This window comes from Pseudoalteromonas sp. PPB1, from assembly GCF_015356275.1.
GTDB lineage: Bacteria > Pseudomonadota > Gammaproteobacteria > Enterobacterales > Alteromonadaceae > Pseudoalteromonas > Pseudoalteromonas rubra_D.
The window spans coordinates 180,507-202,589 of sequence record NZ_JACEQV010000008.1 but is presented as its reverse complement, the minus strand read 5'-3'; the positions used below and the strand labels follow the sequence as shown (position 1 = coordinate 202,589).

The following is a 22,083-nucleotide window of genomic DNA, read 5'->3' as shown; positions in this document are numbered from 1 at the left end:
TTGAAATACCTTTGCATCAAAGACTAGTAATAGCGGCAAGTGCGATACCTAACTGGTAGGCGATTTGGGTTGCCGTGCTCCAGAGAGTAAAGTTGTCCATATGTGAGGAGTCCATAGGCACTACAATGGTGTCTCCGGCTTCTAGCCCACCCTGATGATCTTCAACTGCGAACCAGCTCGACTTCCTTGGCAATACAACTGAACCATTCGCTTTGATGATATAAATTTGATCTTCTTCAGCCCTATCCTTCATACCACCGCTGAGATCGATATATTCATCCAAACTGATCCCTTTTCTGAATAAGTGCGCTGACGGGTAATTCACCTCTCCGATAATCGAGATAGAATCCTGCAATACAGGTACATATAATGTATCCCCATCTTGCAAAACAACATCTTCCATCTTTGATAGGATTCTAGGCAAATCAATTACTAATCGCCCAACTGCTTCAACTTTTGAGAGATCGGCCATTATCTTGTTCATGTCTGAATAACTCAATGAAGCACTAGAAACTGATTTTTGCATGCTTCTGGCGGCTAGATCTTTGCGCAAGTTTTCAGACAGCGTTTCTATTTGTTTCTCTTCTTGTTCTTTAAGCGATTCGCGAGTCAAGATCGCGGCTTTGGGCTCTGCAAAGCCTGTAAGGCCGCCCGCTCTTTGGATCAAACTATGTAACGTATCACCTCGTTTAACACTGTACGTACCAGGAAAATTAACTTCTCCTTGCAAACTAACGCGATAACTTTCTTGCCAATTTGGCTTTGTCAGAATATTTACCGTGTCTCGGCTTTGTAAGCGTTCTTCAGCCGTTTCTGCGTTCCAATCCAGACGGAGGTTCGATATTTCTCCTGTCTCAGCGTAACGAGTAAGCTCAAAGTACTCAGCATAAGCTGACTCAAGCAAGCCGCCTGCAGCATCAATTGCATCTTCAATTGTGGCATTTTCAGCCAGAGGGTAGATACCTGGGAATTTAACTTTACCGAGTACCTCAAAGGTTGCAACCTGACTGCCAACACTCGCCTGTTGTTGTAGTTTTAAGTTTATGGGGGCTAATAATTGCTCTCGGCTAAAAGGCGCCAGGCCTGCTGCTTTTTTCTCTAAGTAGCGCTCTTTAATTCCAACTGACTTCTCGTCAAGGCTAAGACCAAATAATACTTTTTGCTCGAATTGGCTGTGTTCGTACAAATGCCAAAGCTTCACCTTCTCTTGTAAGCTCTTTTGCTCTGCTGTAAGTGCTAAGTTTACAAGCACCTCTTCTTCTTCAAGCGCAGAAGAGAAGCGACTGAAGATAAACAGCTTATCATTCTTTTGAAGCATCACTTTTTTGCCAGTGAGCACATCGTTTATTGAAAACTGCAGTACGTCAATATTACTGAGTTGATCTCGCTCCCGAACAATAATGGCGTATTCTAAGTCCGCTTGCGGTAGCAAATCCGTTTTTAAATTAGTCAGGATCTGATCTACCGAAATGCCGTCTTTCCACTGATAGTGACCTGGTCGAGTCACGGCACCTATCAGTGTAATAGAATCGACAATCGTTTCTCCGACAGGCATCACTTTAATATGATCGCCTCCTTGAGGCACATAGGTTGTTTCAGATGCATTTCGATAATCAACAGATAACGCACTGCTGACAGCATTGTCAACAACACGATTAACCTGAACTTTCTTTAGGTAAGCCTCAGCTTTAAACCCCCCAAACATCTGCTTAAGTTCTTGTGCAGACTCACCATTTTTTAATTCAAAAATAGCAGCTCTTCTAACCATTCCTTCGACTTTAACCTGAGGGCCAACAGATGGTACAAAAACAACATCTCCATCGCGCAGTGTGATGTCGCCTGCACTATCACCTCTTAAAAGCAAATCATATAAATCAAGCTCAGCTGCAACATTACCGTCACGTTTAACCTGTACTCTACGTAACGATGCGATATCACTCAAACCACCGCTCGCAAACAGCGCGTGAGTAACCGTAGACAGTGGGGAAAGCACGTAGCTACCAGGTTTATAGGCTTCGCCTACAACCATGACTCGAATAGAGCGAAGTTCTGCAAGCGACACATAAGCATTTAAACCAATTGCCTCACGTTTTATTTTCTCTTGAAGCAATTTTTTTAATTCACTGTAGGTCAGGCCAGCAACACTCACGGGTGAATAGTCAGGAATACTTAGCATGCCCTCACCATCCACAATAACACGATGAGAATGGCTTTCTTTACCGTAGAGGTTGACCGAAATAACATCACCAACACCAATGATATAACCTTGAGGAGCCGAAACTGCCTCTGTTGGAGCAAAAGTAGTTGGCTCACCAGAGAATAAGTCATAACCAAACGGCTCTAGTTCCTCCACCTTAGGTTTCAAGGGGTCTTCAACCACCTCTTCCTCTTCTCGCTCGATGTCTCTCGGTAGTATGCTATTTATGTTTTCTTTTTTAGTTTGCGGGTTTACTGCCCCCGAAGTAGTGGCAGAACCAAGTGTGGAAATATCTACACCATATTGCTTAGCTAGCGCCTGTTGCTGTTCTTCTGGCAGTTTCTTAAATTGTGCTATTTGTTCTGGTGTTGGGTTAAATGCCAAAATAATGGAACTAAAAACGAGTGTCATTAGTGCAAAAAAGCGCTTTAAGAACATTCCAAACCTGCTACTAGTTGTACAAAGATAAAAAAGATTCGATATTTTACACGAATAGTCGCCAATAGAAAAAGGGACTTTCGCCCCTTTTAGTATTTTCTTTGTGAATTTAAGTACAAGCTTTGTTAAAAGCTGTAAACCAAGGTCAAAGATGTTTCCGTATCGGTATTTTCTTTGCCTTCGTCGACTGTTGAGTTATGAGTAATATTGTACGCCACCTTCATCTGCAAAGATCCGTTAATTTTAGTCATCAATGCTGATTCAGACGTTGTTTTAGTGTTGGTATCACCGTACTCCACCCCAACCACTTGCGTGAAACGGGCGTTATCGGATACCTGCCACTCAAAGTCTACCTTGGCAACACCAATCACTTCATTATCTGTGGTGCCAGCAAGCGGGTTACCATTCTCATCCACCTCGGTACTATCGTCCTGATATTCAAAACGTTTCATACCTGGACCAATTTCAGCATCCAGGTACATAGTGTCCAGGCTCAATAGGCGTAAACCGTAACCCACCGATACAACGGTTTCACTGCGATAAGCACCAAAGTAATCAGAATCGTACGAGCCATAGATAAACAAGTGGCTATGGTCTTCGGTCAGCTTATAGTTACCCTGCATAGACACAGAGTACTTCTCATTGGTGCGTTCGCTGATGCGTTCACCATCATCATTTTCGATTTCATCTTCCTTATAGATACCGTCCAGTTTGTATTCATTACGCCAGTTTTCAAGGTTATGCTTGGCTTTAAGCGCACCTTTGAGTGTTGTGGTCTCGGTGTTACCACTGGTAATAATGGCCCCCACTTCACTGGTGATATCCCAGGCTTTTTCCTGTTTTGGCTTCGTTGCAGGGGCTTCTTCTGCAGCAACATTCGTGCTAATCGCTGCCAATACGCACAGAGATAATAATTTTAATTTCATTGCCTATAAACCTGTCATTAATTAGTCTTTGTGAAGGTGAATATCCATTTGTGGGAATGGAATTTCGATATTAGCATCATCCAATGCTAATTTTATATTCTCTACAAGGTCAAAGTAAGTGGGCCAATAATCAGAAGTCGCCACCCAAGGGCGCACAACAAAATTGACACTTGAATCCGCCATTTCTAGTACAGCGACCGTATAAGCGGGCTCTTTCAGGATCCGCTGATCTTTGTCCAGCACGGATTTTAACACATTTTTTGCCTCTCTGAGATCAGCCTCATAGCTTACCCCGATAACCAAGTCTATTCGTCGTGTTTTCTCACGAGAGTAGTTGACGATTGCACCCGACATAATCGCTGAGTTTGGCATGATGATAACCTTGTTATCCGGTGTTCTCAGTTCAGTAGAGAAGATCTCAATACGCTGTACACTGCCCCCTTTACCACCCGCTTCGATATAATCTCCAGACTTAAATGGCCTGAGAATAATAATCAAAACACCAGAAGCGAAATTCGACAACGAGCCTTGCAATGCTAAGCCGATTGCCAAACCAGCAGCACCGAGAATGGCCACAAAAGAGGTTGTCTCTATGCCAACCTGTGAAAGCGCCATAAGTAAGGTTGCTGCAAACACAATGCTGTATGCGATATTGCCGACAAACGCGCCAACGGCTTTGTCTACCTTACGCTTGTTAAACGCCTTTTCTGTGAGGTTTGCAGCAAGCTTTGCCAGTTTCATACCTACAAAGAAGATAACAAGCGCTAATAGCCCCTGTAAAAGATAGTGAATGATAAGAGAAGAGTTATCATCGACCCAATGAACGATTGATTCCATAGTGACTCCTGTGTGCACTTGAGTGAGATAGCGGGGTGAGTGTACTCCGCCAGTATGAATATTCGCTTTACAGATTAGGATACTCAACAAACTTCTTTGAGATTTTTTTCAATTTAACCCTTTGCAAAGCCCGTGTTTTTATGTATTATGCGCGCCACACCAGCAAAGGTGTTATCTATTTGTGGCGGCTGTAGCTCAGTTGGTAGAGCCCCGGATTGTGATTCCGGTTGTCGCGAGTTCAAGCCTCGTCAGTCGCCCCACTTTCCCCTTGTTACCATCCCCTTTTTTATTTATCAAAAACGTTCTGTTCGCATTAATTTTGCTTACACAAGATCCAATTGTCCATTTGTATCAGGTTTACATAACTATATCCTTCATGCTAGATATAGACACATTTTCGTTACATATCAATGATTATGTCAATTTTTAGGCATAAAAAATGCCACCTTACGGTGGCATTACACACGGGATTATTTCTACTTTACAGATAGAAATTCTTTTCGCTATTTCCAGCTTCTCATTTTATGACCTTTTAGGGCATAGAATAGAATAAACAGATAGCTGGGTAGCATTAAACTATACGCACCTTGAGCGCCAAGGCCTGCAACATTACCGACTCCGATTAACAGCGGTCCTAACGCGCCCCCTGCAATACCCATGATCAACAGGCCTGATGCTGTACCTGTCAAACGCCCTAAGCCATCAAGCGCCAAAGGCCAAATTGCAGGCCACACCATCGCATTTGCAAAGCCTAACAGAGCAATACATAGAAGCGGATCCGGCAGCTGAGGGCCACCAAATGGAACAAGCAGTAAATTTGCCAGAGCAGTCGATTCATTGTCCCCTAAAACTACAGCAAAAACGGTAACAATACCAGCGATTGCAGACATGACGAGTGCATTTTGTTGTGACATAAAGCGTGGGATCAGCGCGATACCAATCGCGTAACCGATCAGCATACAACCCATAGTATAGGAAGTCATGACAGAGTAATCAGCAATCCCTAACTGCAAAGCGTACGAACCAATGGTGTCTGCAGCGATCACTTCTACCGCAACATACAGTGCAATACCGATCACACCCAAAGCGAGATGGGGGTGGCTCAGGGCTTCTTTCACTTCCCCTTTACTGGTTTGACCTTCTTCTTCAAACACTAAGTCTGGTAATGGAGAAAACTTAGCAAATGCAGCAAATAAGAAAATCAGCCCTGCGATACCTAGGTAAGGTGCTATCAGGCTATTCGCCATCATATCTTTCTGAGCCTGACTCAGTGATTCACCCTCATTCACAACACCGCTTACAACCACGGCAGCGAATACGATCGGAACAATTACACCGGCCGACTTATTCAGCAATCCCATAATACACACACGCACTGCAGCAGAGCGTTCTGAGCCCATTTTTACTACATAAGGGTTTACCGCGGTTTGAAGCACCGTCTGACCAACCCCGATCATTAGTTGCGCGAACAAGAAGATCTCAATCATTTGCATCTTCGCTGCCGGAATATACATCAGCGCAGACAACGCCATGACTGCACAACCAATAGCCATGCCATTTTTATACCCAACTCGCTTTATCAGCATCGCTGAGGGGATCCCCGCAACGGTTACGGCGATATAAAATGAGGAAATAATGAAAGAGGCCTGTAGCGGACTCAGTTCCAGCATTTGCTGAAGGAATGGTGTGATAGCACCATTTAACCAGGTGATACAGCCCAATATAAAAAACATTGAGCCAGCAAGTGTCATAGGTAACCAGACACTCTGCTTTTCGAGGTCATCTTTTTCCACTGTCGCTTCCATAAAACTCTTCTTGTTGCTAATTAAGATTAATACAGGTCGGATTAAAACGAATTAAAAGTAATCCGGATTATTATTTTCTGTGCTATCGGCCCAGACAGTCGCAGCATGATGACGGCTTTTGGCAACTCAGAGTCAAAATGACAGCGCTGACATTTAACTTTACGTTAAAATTTAGCCTTTTTCTAGTTAGTTTTGTAATCAACTGTTCTCGTTATGGGGAGGCAATAACACCTTCCCCACAACAAAGTGACCAGACGATTAATCTAACTGGGTGGTACGACTGAACTTTTTATCGCCTAAACGGGTACGTAATAATACGCCATCAGTGTTACTTACACTCATCGGAGCAGTGTAAGTTTGCCAACTCACACCACTATCGAGGCTGACTTCAATCGTTAGGTACTCAAAAGCACTGTTGGCATGCAGCTGGCCGTCAATCACTTTTGCCCCAGGTACAGGTAAATTCACGTTAACGCCGGCTTTGTCTAGCTTAGACAGTTCTTTTAACGCCAGTGCAGCTGAAAATCCGCGCCAGTCCTGAGCAAAGCGTTTCTTATCGATACGCTTTCCTTCCCAACCTGCTTTATGCCAGGCTCGTTCTGCCATCGCCAGTAATCGCGGGAACACCATTGCCTGTACCTGTGCTTCAGTACGGATAGTTTCACTCCAGACCTGACCCTGAATACCGAGGATGTTTTCTGGCTTTTCTAGCGCAGGCATCGCGCGACCAACCAGCGCCTCTAAATTTTCAATCGGTGCACCACTGCGCGTAAAGTCGGCATTGGCATAAACATCATTCGGCATGTAGCTAAACGTTTTCTTGCTATCAGTATAGCGCGCGGCCCAATAATATCCGCGTTCAGCAGGGTGCGGCTCATAAGGGTGATCAAAGTACAGGTGCGTGCCATGTGATAACACAACCTGGTAGCCATCATTTGCCAGACGATGTGCCCTGTCAGCAACCCCCCATTCCCAGATATTATCCCAAACATTTGCTGTAAAGACTTCATTTGGAAATGCATCACGGTTAAATGGGTTGACCCGGTCATACATCAGACCGTCTTCCCATGCCCCCGGGGCAATTCCGCGTTTTGCAAACAGCGTTGCAACACGTTGAGTAAAGTAAGGTTTCAAATCAGCTGGGCCTGCAACCCCATTATTGGGATCGGCAAACATAGCCTGACAGACAGGAGAGTCTACCCAGGAACCAGCCCCGACTTCATCTCCGCCGAAGTGCAGATTCGTCAGACGCGTACCAGCTTCTCGATACATGCCTTGCAATTCATAAGTAACTTTTTCAATGAATGCGTAAGTCGAGTCCTGACACACATTCATAGAGTTATCAGTATAATTCTGCACTGTGATGTACTTTGAGGTGTCCTGAGGATCGCTCAGTAAATAAGCACGTGCCTGCTCAGGTTTGCCTGCTTCCATGAGTGTATGATAACGCGCTTCCATTGCCTTGATTGATGCTCTTGCATGGCCTGGACCTTCAATCTCAGGGATGATTTGGACGTGACGTGCTTTGGCAAATTTCAGTAGTTCCACAAATTCATCTCGGGTCAGATACCCGTTACCCGAACCTGATTTGTGCGGGCCTGTACCAAGCTGTGTAAGTAAACACTCACGCTCCTCTAAGTCAAAGCAGCGATAAGCACCAATATCGGTCAGCTCTGGTAAACCCGGGATCTCCAGCCGCCACCCTTCATCTTCAGAAAAGTGCCAGTGGAACTTGTTCAGTTTGTAGCGCCCCATTTGCTCAACCAGCTTGAACAGAGCCTCCTTACCATGATAATTGCGACCGTTATCATAGTGCATACCACGCCAGCCAAAACGCGGCGCATCCTTGATGTCAACGTTAGGCACGTTGACCTGGCCTTGTTGCTCAGCCGGGAATAAAGCAAGCAAACTCTGAATACCATAAAACACACCAGCATTGTCATGGCCTGTGATCACGATTTTGTCGTCGTCAACTTCGAGCTGGTAGCCTTCACTGCCCAGTTCGGCTAATTCTGCGACTTGCAAATAAATGGTCTTGGTTTTACCGGCACTGATGTGGTCTGGCTGGGCGTCCAGCTGGAGCCCATAGTCGGCCAAATCTTCCTGAAATACCGAAACTTCGCTCTTTAGCCTGCCCGCATAACGGATCTGCCATTGGTTGCTGAGCTCAGCATAACCCCGGTTAAAATCGACATCCATTGGTTTGGGAATAATGCGTTTCAAGGCATCTTCGCGTGAAAGCTTACCAGTCTGCTGATTTTGCTCATAACGCCATGATGCTGTAGCGCGCGGAGATAAATCCTCTGGCTCGGCATGACGATCCAGCTGGTTATCACGCACAATTGGGGCAACAAAATCCAGCATATTCTCACTGTCTGTGTTGGTGAATACAGCCGGCTTTGCGTTACCACTAACCATAAAAGCCCGGGGCATAAAGTCGGTATATGCAGCTATCCAGGCAGCAGCTTCATAGGGGATTTCCAAGGTTTCACCCGGCTTTAACCCGGCGAATGCTTTGGTCGGTACTAAACGATGCAAATCACCATTCACATGTTCAAACTTTAGGCCAGCGGCCTGTTCCGTGGCAACTTTTCTGATTGAGTGGAAATAGATCTGCCAGTCACTTTCACCGGCCGGTAAGGCAATTTTGGAGTTATTTTGTAAGGTAATAGAAGCCAGAAAACTACTGCTGCCATTATGGTGATTATTTTCTACCGCAAACATAAAGGTGGTGTTATCAGTAAAGGCTTGCAGTTGCGAGCTATCCCAGGCGGCTTTAGCCATCATCGGGACTAAAAGCGTGGCCGCGATGGCCCGGGTGAGCAGTTTTTTCTGTATTTTCATTCCGGCTCCTTAACCTGCGCTGAGCGCAAACTTCAAATTGTTGTAAATACCATCATATAGAAGAAAAAATGACAGCGCTATCAATTTTTCCTTACAAGATCTCTATATTCAATTTTATCAATCGGTTAATACAAAAAAGCCGCCATATTCTGGCGGCTAAAATAGCAGTAAACACTTACCAGATTTTGACCCGCTCTTGCGGTTTGAGATACATTTTGTCGCCTTCTTTAACATCAAACGCATCATAAAATGCAGGCATGTTAGGCAACACCCCAATGACACGATAGTGGCTGGGTGAATGCGAATCTGTCATCAAACGGTTACGCAATTCTTCATCACGATATTGTCGACGCCAGATCTGTGCCCATCCCATAAAAAAGCGCTGCTCTCCGGTGTAACCATCAATCACAGGGGCGGGCTTGCCTTCAAGGGATAATTGGTAAGCTTTTAACGCCACACTCAGGCCGCCTAAATCCCCAATGTTTTCACCCTGCGTCAGTTCGCCGTTCACATTTGCGTCTTCAAAAGGCTGATACTGATTATATTGCTCAACCAGCTTCTGACTGCGCGCCTGGAATTGCGCCAGATCTTGTTCACTCCACCAATTGCGTAAGTTGCCATCACCGTCATATTTGGCCCCCTGATCGTCAAACCCATGACCGAGCTCATGGCCAATGACGGCACCAATCGCGCCATAGTTAACAGCATCGTCCGCGTCCAAGTTAAAAAATGGGGGTTGCAAAATGGCCGCAGGGAACACAATTTCATTATTCACAGGATTATAGTAGGCATTCACCGTTTGCGGTGTCATGAACCACTCACTGCGATCAACCGGTTTGTCGACCTTGCCCACCATGTCCTGATAGGCCCACTCATTATAACGGACATAGTTCCCCACCAGATCGTCGGCGTTGATCTCCAGGCCAGAGTAGTCACGCCATTTGTCCGGATAGCCAATTTTAGGTGTAAACTTGCTTAACTTGACCTTCGCGGCCTGCTTTGTTTCAGCACTCATCCACTCCAGCTCATCAATTGACTGGTCAAATCCTTTGATCAAATTATCGACCAGCTCTCCCATGCGGGCTTTGGCTTCTGGCGGAAAGTACTCTTTGACATAAATTTTACCCAGCAGCTCGCCCAATACGTCATTGCTGGCATTCACCGCTTTCTTCCACACAGGTGCCTGCTCTTCCAGCCCGCGCAGCGTTTTACCATAGAAGTTAAACTTCAGGTCAACCGCCGTTTTATGTAGCAGCTGTGCATAGTCGCTGGCAAAGTGGAAAGTCAGATAATCACGCCAGGCGGTTATTTCAGTGGTGCCAATCAAATCAGATAAGCCTTGCAGATAACTTGGCTGAGTCACGACCAGCTCTTTGGTCTCTAAACCAAACCCTTTCAGGTAAGCTGAGAGGTCAAAATTTGGCAGTTGTGCATTCAACGTATCAACCTGAAACTTATTATAGGTTTTATCCGCATCCCGGCTTTCAACCCGTGACCACTGAATTTCAGCTAAAGCGGTTTCAAGTGCCATGATGTGCTTAGCCGCTTGCTGCGCACGGGGCTGATCATAACCCATAACCTGCAACAAGCGTTCGATATACTGGCTATATTCGGCGCGAATGCGTGTGAATTTTTCCGTATCCTGAAGATAAAAATCACGATCAGGTAAACCCAGGCCTGATTGCCACAGGTATAGTGTATTCACGGTCGAGTTTTTAGCATCGTTGTTTGCATACCAGCTAAGTGGTGTGGTACCACCCTGAGATAAAGCCCGGGCAAATAATGCTGGCAACTCAGATTTATTTTGTAATGCCTGAAACGGTGCCAGGTAAGACTCCAACGGTGTTGTCCCCAACTCTTCCCGAGCCAATTCATCCGTATAACTTCGATAGAAATCACCCAGTTTAGCTTCATCCGAACCGGGCTTGGCCTGATCGTTACTCGCAGCCTGCTCCAGTGTTTTTCGCAGTGCTTTTTGTGATGCATCATACAGTTCGGTGAATGAACCATAATTCGATTTGTCTGCCGGTATCTCTGTGCGCGCTAACCACTTGCCATTTACGTGATAATAAAAATCATCCTGTGCTCGAACGGCACTGTCAATATTATTCAACGCGATCCCTGAGTTTAGCTTACTCTCAGCTTGAGTAACTTCTGATTGCGATTCGGTTTTCACAGGCTCGCTACAAGCTGTCAGACCTAGTGCAAGTGCAACCGCGGCAGCAGTGACTGTTATATTCTTCATCTTTATACCCTTAACATCAAATTTGCTCAACGGCCGTTGTTACTGATCCACGCCATACTGTTGTGCCAGCGCTTCAAGGATCGCCACATTGGCTGCTGGAAAAGCCAATTGATTGAGCTCATTCCAGTTTACCCACTGACTGGGTTGCCCTTCCAGACCCACTGCGTGTCCCGAAAAATCTTCGACCTTATGCACTTCCAGTTTAACCTGTTTATCGCCATAGTCATGCTCAATCACGAGTAAATGTTCAGAACTATGCACATCAATACCAATTTCTTCTTTTAACTCTCTGGCTAAAGCTTGAGTCACCGTCTCCTGCGCTTCAATCTTTCCACCCGGGAACTCCCATAGCCCACCCTGGTGTTGTTCTTTCGCGCGTTTACATACAAAAAACTGTGCATCTCGAATGATGACACCGACCGCTACATTCACAATTTTCTTTGTCATATCTAACTCAAATATTCTGTTTTTCTGAGATAAAAAAAGCGACTCTAGGTCGCTTTTTCATAGGGTTTCTGCAAGCTTATTTCAGCTTACCGCAACACTGTTTGTACTTTTTACCCGATTTACATGGGCACGGTTCGTTACGTCCAACTTTAGGCTCAGTGCGTGCAGCGACCGCAGCACCTTGTGGTGCTTCACCGCCCACAGGCTCAGACTCTTCATGCTGATACTGACGTGGAGCCTGCTCGCTACGACGATGCTGCTCTTCAACTTTCTCAACATCCTCTTCAGCACGCACCTGCACTTTGCTTAATACTCCGACCACGTCAACCTTAAGGTTTTCGAGCATTTCAGAGAACAATTCAAACGACTCGCGCTTGTATTCCTGTTTCGGGTTTTTCTGTGCATAACCACGTAAGTGGATGCCCTGACGTAAGTGGTCCATTGCCGCAAGATGGTCTTTCCAGTGCTGATCCAGGCTTTGTAGCATCACAGCCTTTTCAAACTGACGCAGTACCTGTGCACCAACCATCTCTTCTTTTTGCTTATATGAGGCATCAATTTCTTCGCCGATACGCTCGCGTAAACGCTCTTCGTACAGCTTGTTGTCTTCCTCAAGCCATTGCGCAATCGGTAGCTCAACCATAAAGTCATTCTTCAGGCGTTCTTCAAGGCCCGGAATATCCCACATTTCAGCCAGGCTCTGCGGCGGAATGTACTGATCAATCGCGCTATTGATGACATCACCCCGGATAGCTGAAATCGTTTCAGAAATATCACCTTCTTCCAGCAGCTCATTGCGTTGCTCATACACCACTCGACGCTGGTCATTGGCAACATCATCGTACTCAAGCAGCTGTTTACGAATATCAAAGTTACGTGCTTCGACTTTGCGCTGCGCATTTTCAATCGCACGGTTAACCCATGGATGCTCAATCGCTTCACCACGTTGCATGCCCAGTTTGCGCATCATGTTGGTCATACGCTCACCGGCAAAAATACGCATCAATGCATCGTCCATTGACAGGTAGAAACGGCTTGAGCCCGCATCACCCTGACGACCAGAACGACCACGTAGCTGGTTATCGATACGGCGAGATTCATGACGCTCAGTACCGATAATGTGCAGACCCCCCGCTTCCAGAACAGCGTCATGTCGCTTCTGCCACTGTGCCTTTATGTCGTCAATCTGCGCATCGCTTGGGTTTTCCAGCTTGGACACGTCATTCTGCCAGTTACCACCCAGCATGATGTCCGTACCCCGGCCAGCCATGTTGGTTGCAATCGTCACGGTACCCGGTAAACCCGCATCTGCAATAATATCAGCTTCCTGTGCGTGGAATTTCGCATTCAGGACATTGTGCTCAATTTTTTCCTTACGCAGGAAGTGCGACAGGTATTCAGAGCTTTCGATGGAAATGGTACCAACCAGGACAGGTTGACCACGCTTCTGACAATCGCGAATATCGGTCAGAATTGCTTCGAACTTTTCATCCTGAGTTAGATAAACCAGATCAGCACGATCATCACGGATCATTGGCTTGTTGGTTGGGATAACAACCGTATCCAAGCCATAGATGGACTGGAATTCAAACGCTTCTGTATCTGCGGTACCCGTCATCCCCGCCAGTTTGTCATATAAACGGAAATAGTTCTGGAAGGTAATGGAAGCCAACGTTTGGTTTTCATTCTGGATACGCACATTCTCTTTTGCTTCCACCGCCTGGTGCAAGCCTTCAGACCAGCGACGTCCTTCCATCGTACGACCTGTGTGTTCATCAACAATGATGACTTCATTATCTTTTACAACATAGTCGACATCTTTTTGATACAGTTTGTGCGCACGCAACGCCGCATAGACATGGCTAAGCAACGTAATGTTACCTGCTGAATACAGCGAGTCGCCTTCTTCAATCAGGCCATTTTTAACCAATAACTCTTCAACTTTAACCTGACCACGCTCGGTTAAATGTACCTGCTTGCTCTTTTCGTCTAATGTGAAATCACCATCACCTTCGACACCTTCTTCATCTTCCTTTTCCTGTAAGGTCAGTTCAGGCACGATTGTATTGATCTTAGTGTATAGCTCAGAGCTGTCTTCTGCCGGACCAGAAATGATCAAGGGTGTACGCGCTTCATCGATCAGGATGGAGTCAACTTCATCCACAACGGCGTAGTGCAATGGGCGCTGAACGCGCTCTTCAATGCTAAACGCCATATTGTCGCGCAGATAATCAAAACCGAATTCATTGTTGGTACCGTAGGTAATATCCGCCGCGTATGCTTCTTTTTTCTGAGCAGGCATCATACCCGGCACATTACAGCCAACTGTCAGGCCCAGAAACTCAAATAATGGACGGTTATTCTCAGCATCACGTTTGGCCAGATAGTCGTTCACAGTAATGACATGTACGCCTTTGCCCGTCAAACCATTTAAATAGGCAGGCAGTGTCGCGGTGAGTGTTTTACCTTCACCTGTACGCATTTCAGAAATTCGACCCTGGTGCAGCACGATACCACCGATCATTTGCACGTCAAAGTGACGCATGCCAAATACCCGTTTAGAGGCTTCTCGCACCGTCGCAAAGGCTTCAGGAAGCATGTCGTCCAGGTTAGCACCTTGCTCAAATCTTTGTCTGAATTCCGCGGTTTTAGCTTGCAGTTGTTCGTCTGACAGCGCCTTGTATTGTTCTTCTAGGGCGTTTATCAGGGCGACCGTTTTTCTCAGATTTTTAATCATTCGGTCGTTGCGGCTACCAAAAATCTTGGTAAAAATTTTCGTTATCATGTTTAAACCATTTCACTCATCTATTTGCGAGCACCTACTTGGGTAACGCGGTTATCACGCTCGCTCGTCCTGTTGGCGACAAAGTCGGACCTTGCTGTGTGCCGAGTTAAATTTGTGCCCTATCATACCAGACTATGCGCGTCTGCAAACCATCAAAAAGTAATCTGTTCCTATTTAACCATACAAGTCAGGCGAAACACACCCAAACCATCTCATGACACACCGGCAATGCCGCATTATCGGCTTCCAGAAAAAGAAAAGAGACACAGTTTTCGAGGTACTAACCCTATCTATGTGGGCTATGCCTGCGTATTTCAACCGTCACCACAAACGCATTGTGCTATCTGTAATGACGCGCACGCGTTATACTTAAAGGGAAGTGGCCGATTGCCTGTAAGGTACACGCTAGTGAGTTATTACTATGAGTAAAAACCGATTTGATCCGAAACCCCTGGACGAGTTAGCCGGCAGCTGGTCGGATAAGCTGCATGGTTATGTGCAAAAAGCACAAGGCATCGCTGAATTACAACAGCCCCTGCACAATGCGCTGGGCCCCGTGCTAAGTAAAAAATGCCGTGTTGCCAACTATCAAGATGGGACCCTATACGTTGAAGCCGCATCAGCGACCTTAGCAACCCGATTAAATTACCTGAAAATGGAGATCCTGAGCAGTTTTCGAGCAGCAGGTTTGCATGATTGTTGCCAAGTGAAAATAGGCACAAATCCCGAAGCACAACAGCGCCTGACTCAGCCTGTGAACCAGGTAAAAGCACCACAGGAAACGTATACTGGCCGGCACATGAGTGCACAAACAGCAGACGATTTAATGGCGCTTGCCGAGCTTGCTCCAGCCGGATTAAAGGAAAAATTACTGCGCCTTGCTAAACATGGCGGACAAAAAAAATGACGCTACAGAGCGTCATTTTCTTAACTTAATTTGCGATTCAGGCAGTGGCTAGAGTCGAATCCACTTCCATGCCTGGTGCCGGCATAGTCACTGGCTCGTCGAATGTTGCCCATTCCCAGGCAGATTCTGTCGCCATAACCTGACGCAATAACTTGTTGTTCAGACCGTGTCCTGATTTAAAACACGTAATCTTACCTAAGATGTTGTGCCCTGCCATAAACATATCGCCAACACAGTCCAGGATTTTATGCTTAACAAACTCATCTTTATAGCGTAACCCGTTCGGATTCAGCACTTTGAATTCATCCAAAACTACCGCATTATCCATGCTGCCGCCTAACGCAAGGTTGTTGGCATGCATGTACTCGATGTCTTTCATAAAACCAAAAGTACGCGCTCGACTGATCTCTTCAGTAAAGCTTTGCGCTGTGATGTCCAGGCCAATACGTTGGCGGCTGGCATTAATAGCCGGGTGATTAAACGCAATTTCAAAATCAATATGGAAGCCATCGTAAGGTTCAATTTCTGCCCACTTATCGCCGTCTTCCACGCGCACTTTTTCTTTGATACGAATAAAGCGCTTCGCCTGATTCTGCTCTGCAATCCCACCTTTTTGCAGCAAGTAAATGAAAGGTAATGCACTACCGTCCATAATTGGTACTTCTGCACTATCCAGCTCAACGATCAGGTTATCAATTCCCAATGCAGCAACAGCAGCAATAAGATGCTCCGTTGTTGACAAACGAACACCATCTTTGTTGGTTAAACAAGTACACAATTGCGTGTCGCCCACAGCTTCAGGGGTTGTTTCAAAATCGACAACCGGGTCGAGATCTACGCGACGAAATACGATCCCCGTATTTACGCTCGCAGGTCGGAGAGTGATCGTGACCTTTTCACCTTTGTGTAATCCTACACCTGTGGCTTTAACGACTTCAGCAATCGTTCGTTGTTTTATCATAGGTTCGTCCGCTTCTGACTGGTTAATGAATAAATAGACCGCAAATTCTATCACAGATAGAACCAGCTGCCAATCGTTTGTTTTTTAACCTGACCTTAGTCAGATTGTTTGCGTAAAAACGCAGGGATATCAAAGTAATCCCCTTTTTCCTTGCCACCAGCGTTATTCGAAGATGCTGGTGTGCTTGGCGATTTAGGCTCAGATGGCGCGGCGCTACCTTGCTCAGGTTCATTACCTTCACTCGCTGTTTGTGTAAAGCTTGGCACAAACATATTCTGCCCTTTACCACCTTCGCTGTCAGAGCCAACCGCCTTTTTCAGGCCATTATCAACAATGCCAAATTGCGGCTTGCGCTCACCACCGAGCCCAGTAGCAACCACAGTCACACGCAGCTCTTCGCTCATTTCAGGGTCGATAACCGCACCCACAACTACTGTTGCATTTTCAGACGCCAATGCTTTCACATGGTTCCCCACAATCTCAAATTCTTCGATTGTGATGTCCATACCTGCGGTGATGTTAACCAAGATGCCTTTCGCGCCTGTTAAATCAACATCCTCAAGCAGTGGGCTGGAAATCGCAGCTTCAGCCGCTTCCTGTGCCCGATCTGGACCACTGGCCGCAGCGGTGCCCATCATTGCAGTACCCATCGCAGACATAACCGTACGTACGTCCGCGAAGTCCACATTGATCAAACCTGAACGTGTAATTAGCTCAGCAATGCCCTGCACCGCGCCGTACAATACGTCATTCGCTTTAGCGAAGGCATCTAATAATGTAGTGCCTTTACCCAAAACTTTAAGTAACTTGTTGTTAGGAATTGTGATGAGTGAATCTACAATTTCTGACAACTCACCTATGCCTTGATCGGCAGCAGCCATACGCTTCTTGCCTTCCAGGTCGAAAGGACGCGTTACAACAGCGACAGTCAGGATACCGAGCTCTTTGGCAACACGTGCCACAACGGGTGCTGCGCCTGTGCCTGTTCCGCCACCCATACCGGCAGCGATAAACACCATATCGGCTCCTTCCAGGCTGGCTTTGATAGCCTCAACATCTTCTTCTGCTGCGCTGCGACCTACTTCAGGATTCGCACCGGCACCCAGACCTTGTGTGATCTGAGTCCCCAGCTGCACAGTCACATCGGCTGACGACTTACGCAGTGCCTGCGCATCCGTGTTCGCCACAATGAAGCGAACGCCTTCAATTTCCTGCTTTACCATGTGTTCTACGGCATTACCACCGCCGCCACCAACGCCGATGACTTTAATAACGGCTTCTTCGCCGTGTTGTTCCATAATATCAAACATCTTCACTCTCCGACTTGAGCTTAAAACTCGCCTTGGAACCACTTAGTGATCCGGTTCCACCAACCATCTTCGGCATCCGCTTTTGTCCTGTGTGCATTCTTGACTTGCAGCGTACGGCCGTATTGTAACAAACCTACCGCTGTTGCGTATGCCGGATCATCAACATAATCGGTTAACCCTGTTATCCCTACAGGCTTACCAACACGAACGGGCATCTGGAAGATATCTTCTGCCACTTCCAATGCACCTTTCATTTTTGCACTGCCGCCGGTCAGTACGATCCCTGCGGCAATCTGATCTTCAAATCCAGAACGTCGGATCTCTTCAAGCACCAGCTCAAACAGCTCTCGAAATCTGGGCTCGACGACCTCAGATAAGGTATGCCGAGACATAATTCGCGCAGGTCGCCCCCCTACGCTGGGTACTTCAATCGTTTCTTCGTTGCTGGCCATCTGGCTACTGGCATAGGCATATTGTACCTTCAGCGATTCCGCGTGAGAAATAGGGGTGCGGAAAATTTTTGCAATGTCTCCAGTCACCTGGTTACCAGCGACCGGGATCACGGCAGTATGACGCAGTGCGCCATTGACATAGATAGCAATGTCCATGGTACCACCACCAATATCCACCACTGCCACGCCCAATTCTTTCTCATCTTCAGTGAGCACAGAGTAGCAGGATGCCAGTGCCGTAAAGGTCAGCTGGTCGACTTGTAAACCACAACGCTCGACGCATTTCTCGATGTTTTTTGCCATGTCATTTGAGCAGGTAATGATGTGCGCCTTAGCTTCCATTCTCACTCCACTCATACCCAGTGGGTTTTTAATGCCTTCTTGCATGTCCACACTGTATTCCTGAGGCAGTGAGTGCAACATCTTACGTTCAGCTGACATAGGCACTGAACGTGCAATGTGGATCACATTGGCAATATCGTCATCGGTAATTTCCGCGTTATTGTTAATCGCAACCACACCACTTTCGTTCTGGCACTGAATGTGTTTACCCGAAATCCCCAAGTATACTGAACTAATTCGACAATCAGCCATCAACTCGGCTTCATCAACGGCCCGCTTGATGGAGTCAGACACCAGGTTCAAGTCATTCACGCCACCCTTATCCATGCCATGGGCAACCTGATTCCCGACACCCACAATACTCAACTGGTTGTCTGCGGTGATCTCCCCAACCGTTGCGACCACCTTGGAGGTGCCCACATCCAGTCCAATCACTAAGTTTCTCTCTGCCGACTTGGTCATGCTTTACTCTTATCTTTATTGTCTTCGTTCTGGCTGAACTTCCAGCTAACCGCCAGTCCCGTATCATACCTCAGGTCAATCACATCGACCTGAGCTCCCTCAGGCTTTTCCAGCCTCGGATAAACATCTATAAATCGTTGCACACGCTGTGCTTTGTCTTCCCGACCGAGGTTAAGCCGTATGCCATTATCCAACCATAGCTGCCAGGCAAAACGCTCAGAGAGTGCCAGGCTGACCAAATTAAACTGATTGACAGCCAGCATTTCTTTTAATTGTAAAAACGTCTGCCAGGCTTCCACTTCACTGCCTTCCGGACCATACAGCTCGGGCAAAGTCTCTGGCAGTCGTGTGCTGTTAGCCTGAAATACGCCACCAGCATGATTTAATAACAGGTCACTGTTCCAATACGCTACTGGTTGATGCTCCACTACATATACCTGCAAAGCATCTGGCCACTGCTTCCTGACTGAGACAGTGGCTACCCAAGGTAACGCTTGCACTGCATCGTGTACCGCCTTGACATCCAGTTCAAAAAAACTCGACAGATCCGTTTTGCGGATCGCCAGGACGATGTCATTTTCGGCTGTGTAATAGGGCTGACCAAGCACCGTCAGCGTCTTAATTTGAGTGTCTCTGTGCTGAGTCAACCAGTCTCGGATCCACAATCCACTTTGCATCAGACCAATAAGCACTATCAGGAAAAAGCCGACACCAAACAGCAAAGACCAGTTGATGCTTTGCCTTAACGCGACGATTTTTCCCAAAAGAGCACGCATATTAAAGGGTTTGCTCCAAAATGCGAATAACTAATTGCTTAAATGACAACCCATTTTGCTTCGCGGCCATCGGCACCAGTGATTTCTCTGTCATACCAGGGACCGTATTCACTTCAAGAAGATAAAACTGGCCATTACCATCTTGCATCGCATCCACTCGGCCCCAACCAGTTGCGCCCACCAACTCGAAAGCATGTTTAGCCATCACCTGTAACTGCTCAGTGTAAGCGGTATTGATGTCTGCCGGACAATAGTACTCCGTACTGTTGACCTGATACTTAGCCTGATAATCATAGAACCCACGAGGCGTGCGCATTTCTATCACTGGTAACGCATCTTCCCCAAGCATGGCGACGGTAAACTCGCGGCCCTCAATCCATTGTTCAATCAAAATTTCATCATCGTATTTAAATGCTTCATTGAGCGCGGCTTGCAGCTCCTGCGCCGACGTCGCCTGAGTCATGCCGATGCTGGAGCCTTCATGACTGGGTTTAACCATGACTTTGCCGAATTTGGCCATCAGTGCCGTGGTATCAATTTCCTGAGTCGCTGTGACCACACAATAACGAGCCGTACTCAGCTTGGCAGACTCAAACAATTGTTTGCAGCGGACCTTATCCATCGCTAATGCACTGCCCAACACACCGCTACCGGTATAAGGCAAGCCCATAAACTCAAGCGCCCCCTGCACAGTACCATCTTCACCACCACGACCATGCAAGGCAATAAATACCCGATCAACTTGCAGGCTTTTTAGTTCCCACAAATTACGCTCAGCCGGATCAAATGGCACCACATCAATGCCCGCTTCTTCCAGAGCGTTGATAATTGCCTGACCCGACTTTAGTGACACTTCTCGCTCAGCAGACAAGCCACCCAGCAACACCGCGACTTTGCCAAACTTACTCATAATACACCTTGCTTCAGCTTTTCGACCGACAACTCTGTTGCTGCCAGTTGTTTTACGATTTGCCCAATATTCCCAGCGCCCTGAGTGATCACCAGATCGTTATCGCGTAATACATCTGCCAGAACCGCTTTTAAGTCCTGGCCGTCCACAACATGGATTGGCTCCACACCACGCTGTCTCAAGCTGCGACATAAACTCTTACTGTCGGCCCCGACAATGGGGCTTTCCCCCGCACTATACACATCTAACAACAACAACTGATCGACTTCGCTGAGCACTTTCACAAAGTCTTCATAAAGGTCACGGGTACGGGTATAACGGTGCGGTTGATACAACATAACCAGACGTTTGTCTGGCCAGCCTGCACGAGCTGCACGGATCGTCACAGCCACTTCCGACGGGTGATGACCATAGTCATCTACCAACATCACTTCACCACGTTCATTTTGGAACGAACCATAGTGCTGGAAGCGGCGTCCAATCCCTGCAAATTTATCCAGAGCAGCAAGAATCGCTTCATTGCCAATCTCATGATCTTTTGCCACCGCAATGGCCGCAGTGGCATTCAGTGCATTGTGCTTACCGGGCATGCTCAACGTTACCTCGATCTGCTCACCAGATTTATGTACCACTTTAAAACAGCTGCGACTCTGCGTTTGTTCAAAGTCCACCATACGGTAATCCGCCTCGGGATTTTCCCCATAGGTAATTGCAGGTCTGGCGAACCGAGGCAATAGCTCTTTGGCTACCTCCGAGTCAGTACACACCACCGCCAGGCCATAGAACGGCAAGTTATGTATAAATTCGACATAGGTGTCTTTCATCTTTTCGAAATCACCATCATACGTATCCATATGATCCGCTTCGATGTTCGTGATCACCGAGACCATGGGCTGCAAATGCAGGAATGATGCATCACTTTCGTCCGCCTCTGCGATTAGGTAATCGCTACTCCCAACCTTCGCATTACTCCCAGCACTGTTAAGCAAGCCGCCAATAATAAAGGTTGGATCTAACCTGGCTTCAGCAAAAATACTGGCAATTAAACTGGTCGTTGTGGTTTTACCATGTGTGCCCGCCACCGCAATACCATGACGAAAACGCATCAATTCAGCCAACATCTCCGCACGGCGAACAACTGGCACCCGGGCACGCTTGGCTGCCTGGATCTCAGGGTTGCTGGTATCGATAGCACTGGAGACCACCACGACATCAGCATCCTTAATATTATTCTCATCATGGCCAATAAAGACTTCAGCCCCAGCACGAATAAGACGCTCCGTCATCGCATTCTGAGCAATGTCAGAACCCGTAATTCGGTACCCTTCAAAGGCCAATACCTCCGCAATACCGCCCATACCAGCGCCACCAATTCCGATGAAGTGGATGGTATTAATGCGCCTCATGGCTCTGCGTCTGTTAATTTCTTTCACTGTTAT

Annotated in this window: 15 protein-coding genes and 1 tRNA gene; 2 read left to right on the top strand and 14 right to left on the bottom strand. The window is 46.9% G+C overall.

Annotation, left to right across the window (positions count from 1 at the left end; all coding sequences use genetic code 11):
* Positions 1-16: 16 nt before the first annotated feature.
* The 3 genes from IY568_RS10640 to IY568_RS10630 form a co-directional block, all read right to left on the bottom strand.
* Complete coding sequence (locus IY568_RS10640; protein ID WP_194867519.1) at positions 17-2,635, bottom strand: polysaccharide biosynthesis/export family protein; 2,619 nt, start codon at positions 2,633-2,635, stop codon at positions 17-19.
* A gap of 125 nt (positions 2,636-2,760) precedes the next feature.
* On the bottom strand, positions 2,761-3,561 hold the full coding sequence (locus tag IY568_RS10635) for a DUF481 domain-containing protein (RefSeq protein WP_125558939.1): 801 nt from the start codon (positions 3,559-3,561) through the stop codon (positions 2,761-2,763).
* 21 nt (positions 3,562-3,582) lie between these two features.
* The gene (locus IY568_RS10630) at positions 3,583-4,398 is read right to left on the bottom strand and encodes a mechanosensitive ion channel family protein (RefSeq protein ID WP_010383629.1); all 816 of its coding nucleotides are present in this window, start codon (positions 4,396-4,398) and stop codon (positions 3,583-3,585) included.
* A 184-nt stretch (positions 4,399-4,582) separates the two neighbouring features.
* On the opposite strand from IY568_RS10630, the gene IY568_RS10625 reads away from it, so the two are divergent.
* Positions 4,583-4,658 (top strand) — tRNA-His (locus IY568_RS10625).
* A gap of 243 nt (positions 4,659-4,901) precedes the next feature.
* On the opposite strand, the gene nagP is transcribed toward IY568_RS10625, so the two are convergent.
* The 5 genes from nagP to secA all read right to left on the bottom strand — a co-directional run bounded on the left by nagP (position 4,902) and on the right by secA (position 14,524).
* Positions 4,902-6,203 carry an N-acetylglucosamine MFS transporter NagP gene (gene nagP, locus IY568_RS10620; RefSeq protein WP_125558936.1) on the bottom strand — a complete coding sequence of 434 codons (1,302 nt, stop codon included), beginning with the start codon at positions 6,201-6,203 and terminating at the stop codon, positions 4,902-4,904.
* A gap of 258 nt (positions 6,204-6,461) precedes the next feature.
* Positions 6,462-9,047, bottom strand: coding sequence for a family 20 glycosylhydrolase (locus IY568_RS10615; RefSeq protein WP_194867518.1), 2,586 nt, complete (start codon positions 9,045-9,047; stop codon positions 6,462-6,464).
* Between the two features lie 175 nt (positions 9,048-9,222).
* Positions 9,223-11,292, bottom strand: coding sequence for a M13 family metallopeptidase (locus IY568_RS10610; protein WP_194867517.1), 2,070 nt, complete (start codon positions 11,290-11,292; stop codon positions 9,223-9,225).
* Positions 11,293-11,331: 39 nt separating this feature from the next.
* Positions 11,332-11,739 carry an 8-oxo-dGTP diphosphatase MutT gene (gene mutT / locus IY568_RS10605; RefSeq protein ID WP_125558932.1) on the bottom strand — a complete coding sequence of 136 codons (408 nt, stop codon included), beginning with the start codon at positions 11,737-11,739 and terminating at the stop codon, positions 11,332-11,334.
* A 76-nt stretch (positions 11,740-11,815) separates the two neighbouring features.
* Positions 11,816-14,524 (bottom strand): preprotein translocase subunit SecA, encoded by a 2,709-nt coding sequence (gene secA, locus IY568_RS10600; protein WP_125558930.1) that lies wholly within the window; start codon positions 14,522-14,524, stop codon positions 11,816-11,818.
* 421 nt (positions 14,525-14,945) lie between these two features.
* Between secA and IY568_RS10595 the strand changes: the two genes are divergently transcribed.
* The gene (locus IY568_RS10595) at positions 14,946-15,431 is read left to right on the top strand and encodes a DUF721 domain-containing protein (protein WP_125558928.1); all 486 of its coding nucleotides are present in this window, start codon (positions 14,946-14,948) and stop codon (positions 15,429-15,431) included.
* Positions 15,432-15,468: 37 nt separating this feature from the next.
* Here the strand turns inward: IY568_RS10595 and lpxC are convergent, their stop codons facing one another.
* The 6 genes from lpxC to murC form a co-directional block, all read right to left on the bottom strand.
* Positions 15,469-16,392 carry a UDP-3-O-acyl-N-acetylglucosamine deacetylase gene (lpxC, locus tag IY568_RS10590; protein WP_010383639.1) on the bottom strand — a complete coding sequence of 308 codons (924 nt, stop codon included), beginning with the start codon at positions 16,390-16,392 and terminating at the stop codon, positions 15,469-15,471.
* Positions 16,393-16,487: 95 nt separating this feature from the next.
* Positions 16,488-17,702: a cell division protein FtsZ gene (gene ftsZ, locus IY568_RS10585; protein ID WP_125558924.1), complete on the bottom strand. Its 1,215-nt coding sequence runs from the start codon at positions 17,700-17,702 to the stop codon at positions 16,488-16,490.
* Positions 17,703-17,722: 20 nt separating this feature from the next.
* Positions 17,723-18,958: a cell division protein FtsA gene (gene ftsA, locus IY568_RS10580; protein WP_049863436.1), complete on the bottom strand. Its 1,236-nt coding sequence runs from the start codon at positions 18,956-18,958 to the stop codon at positions 17,723-17,725.
* Positions 18,955-19,734, bottom strand: a complete 780-nt coding sequence (locus IY568_RS10575; RefSeq protein WP_125558922.1) for a cell division protein FtsQ/DivIB — start codon at positions 19,732-19,734, stop codon at positions 18,955-18,957. Before IY568_RS10575 ends, ftsA begins: the two co-directional genes overlap by 4 nt.
* Before the next feature lies 1 nt (position 19,735).
* A complete protein-coding gene (locus IY568_RS10570; RefSeq protein ID WP_125558921.1) occupies positions 19,736-20,644 on the bottom strand; it encodes a D-alanine--D-alanine ligase in 909 nt (302 codons plus the stop codon).
* Positions 20,641-22,050: a UDP-N-acetylmuramate--L-alanine ligase gene (gene murC, locus IY568_RS10565; protein ID WP_125559181.1), complete on the bottom strand. Its 1,410-nt coding sequence runs from the start codon at positions 22,048-22,050 to the stop codon at positions 20,641-20,643. The genes IY568_RS10570 and murC overlap by 4 nt, the downstream gene beginning before the upstream one ends.
* Positions 22,051-22,083 lie beyond the last annotated feature (33 nt).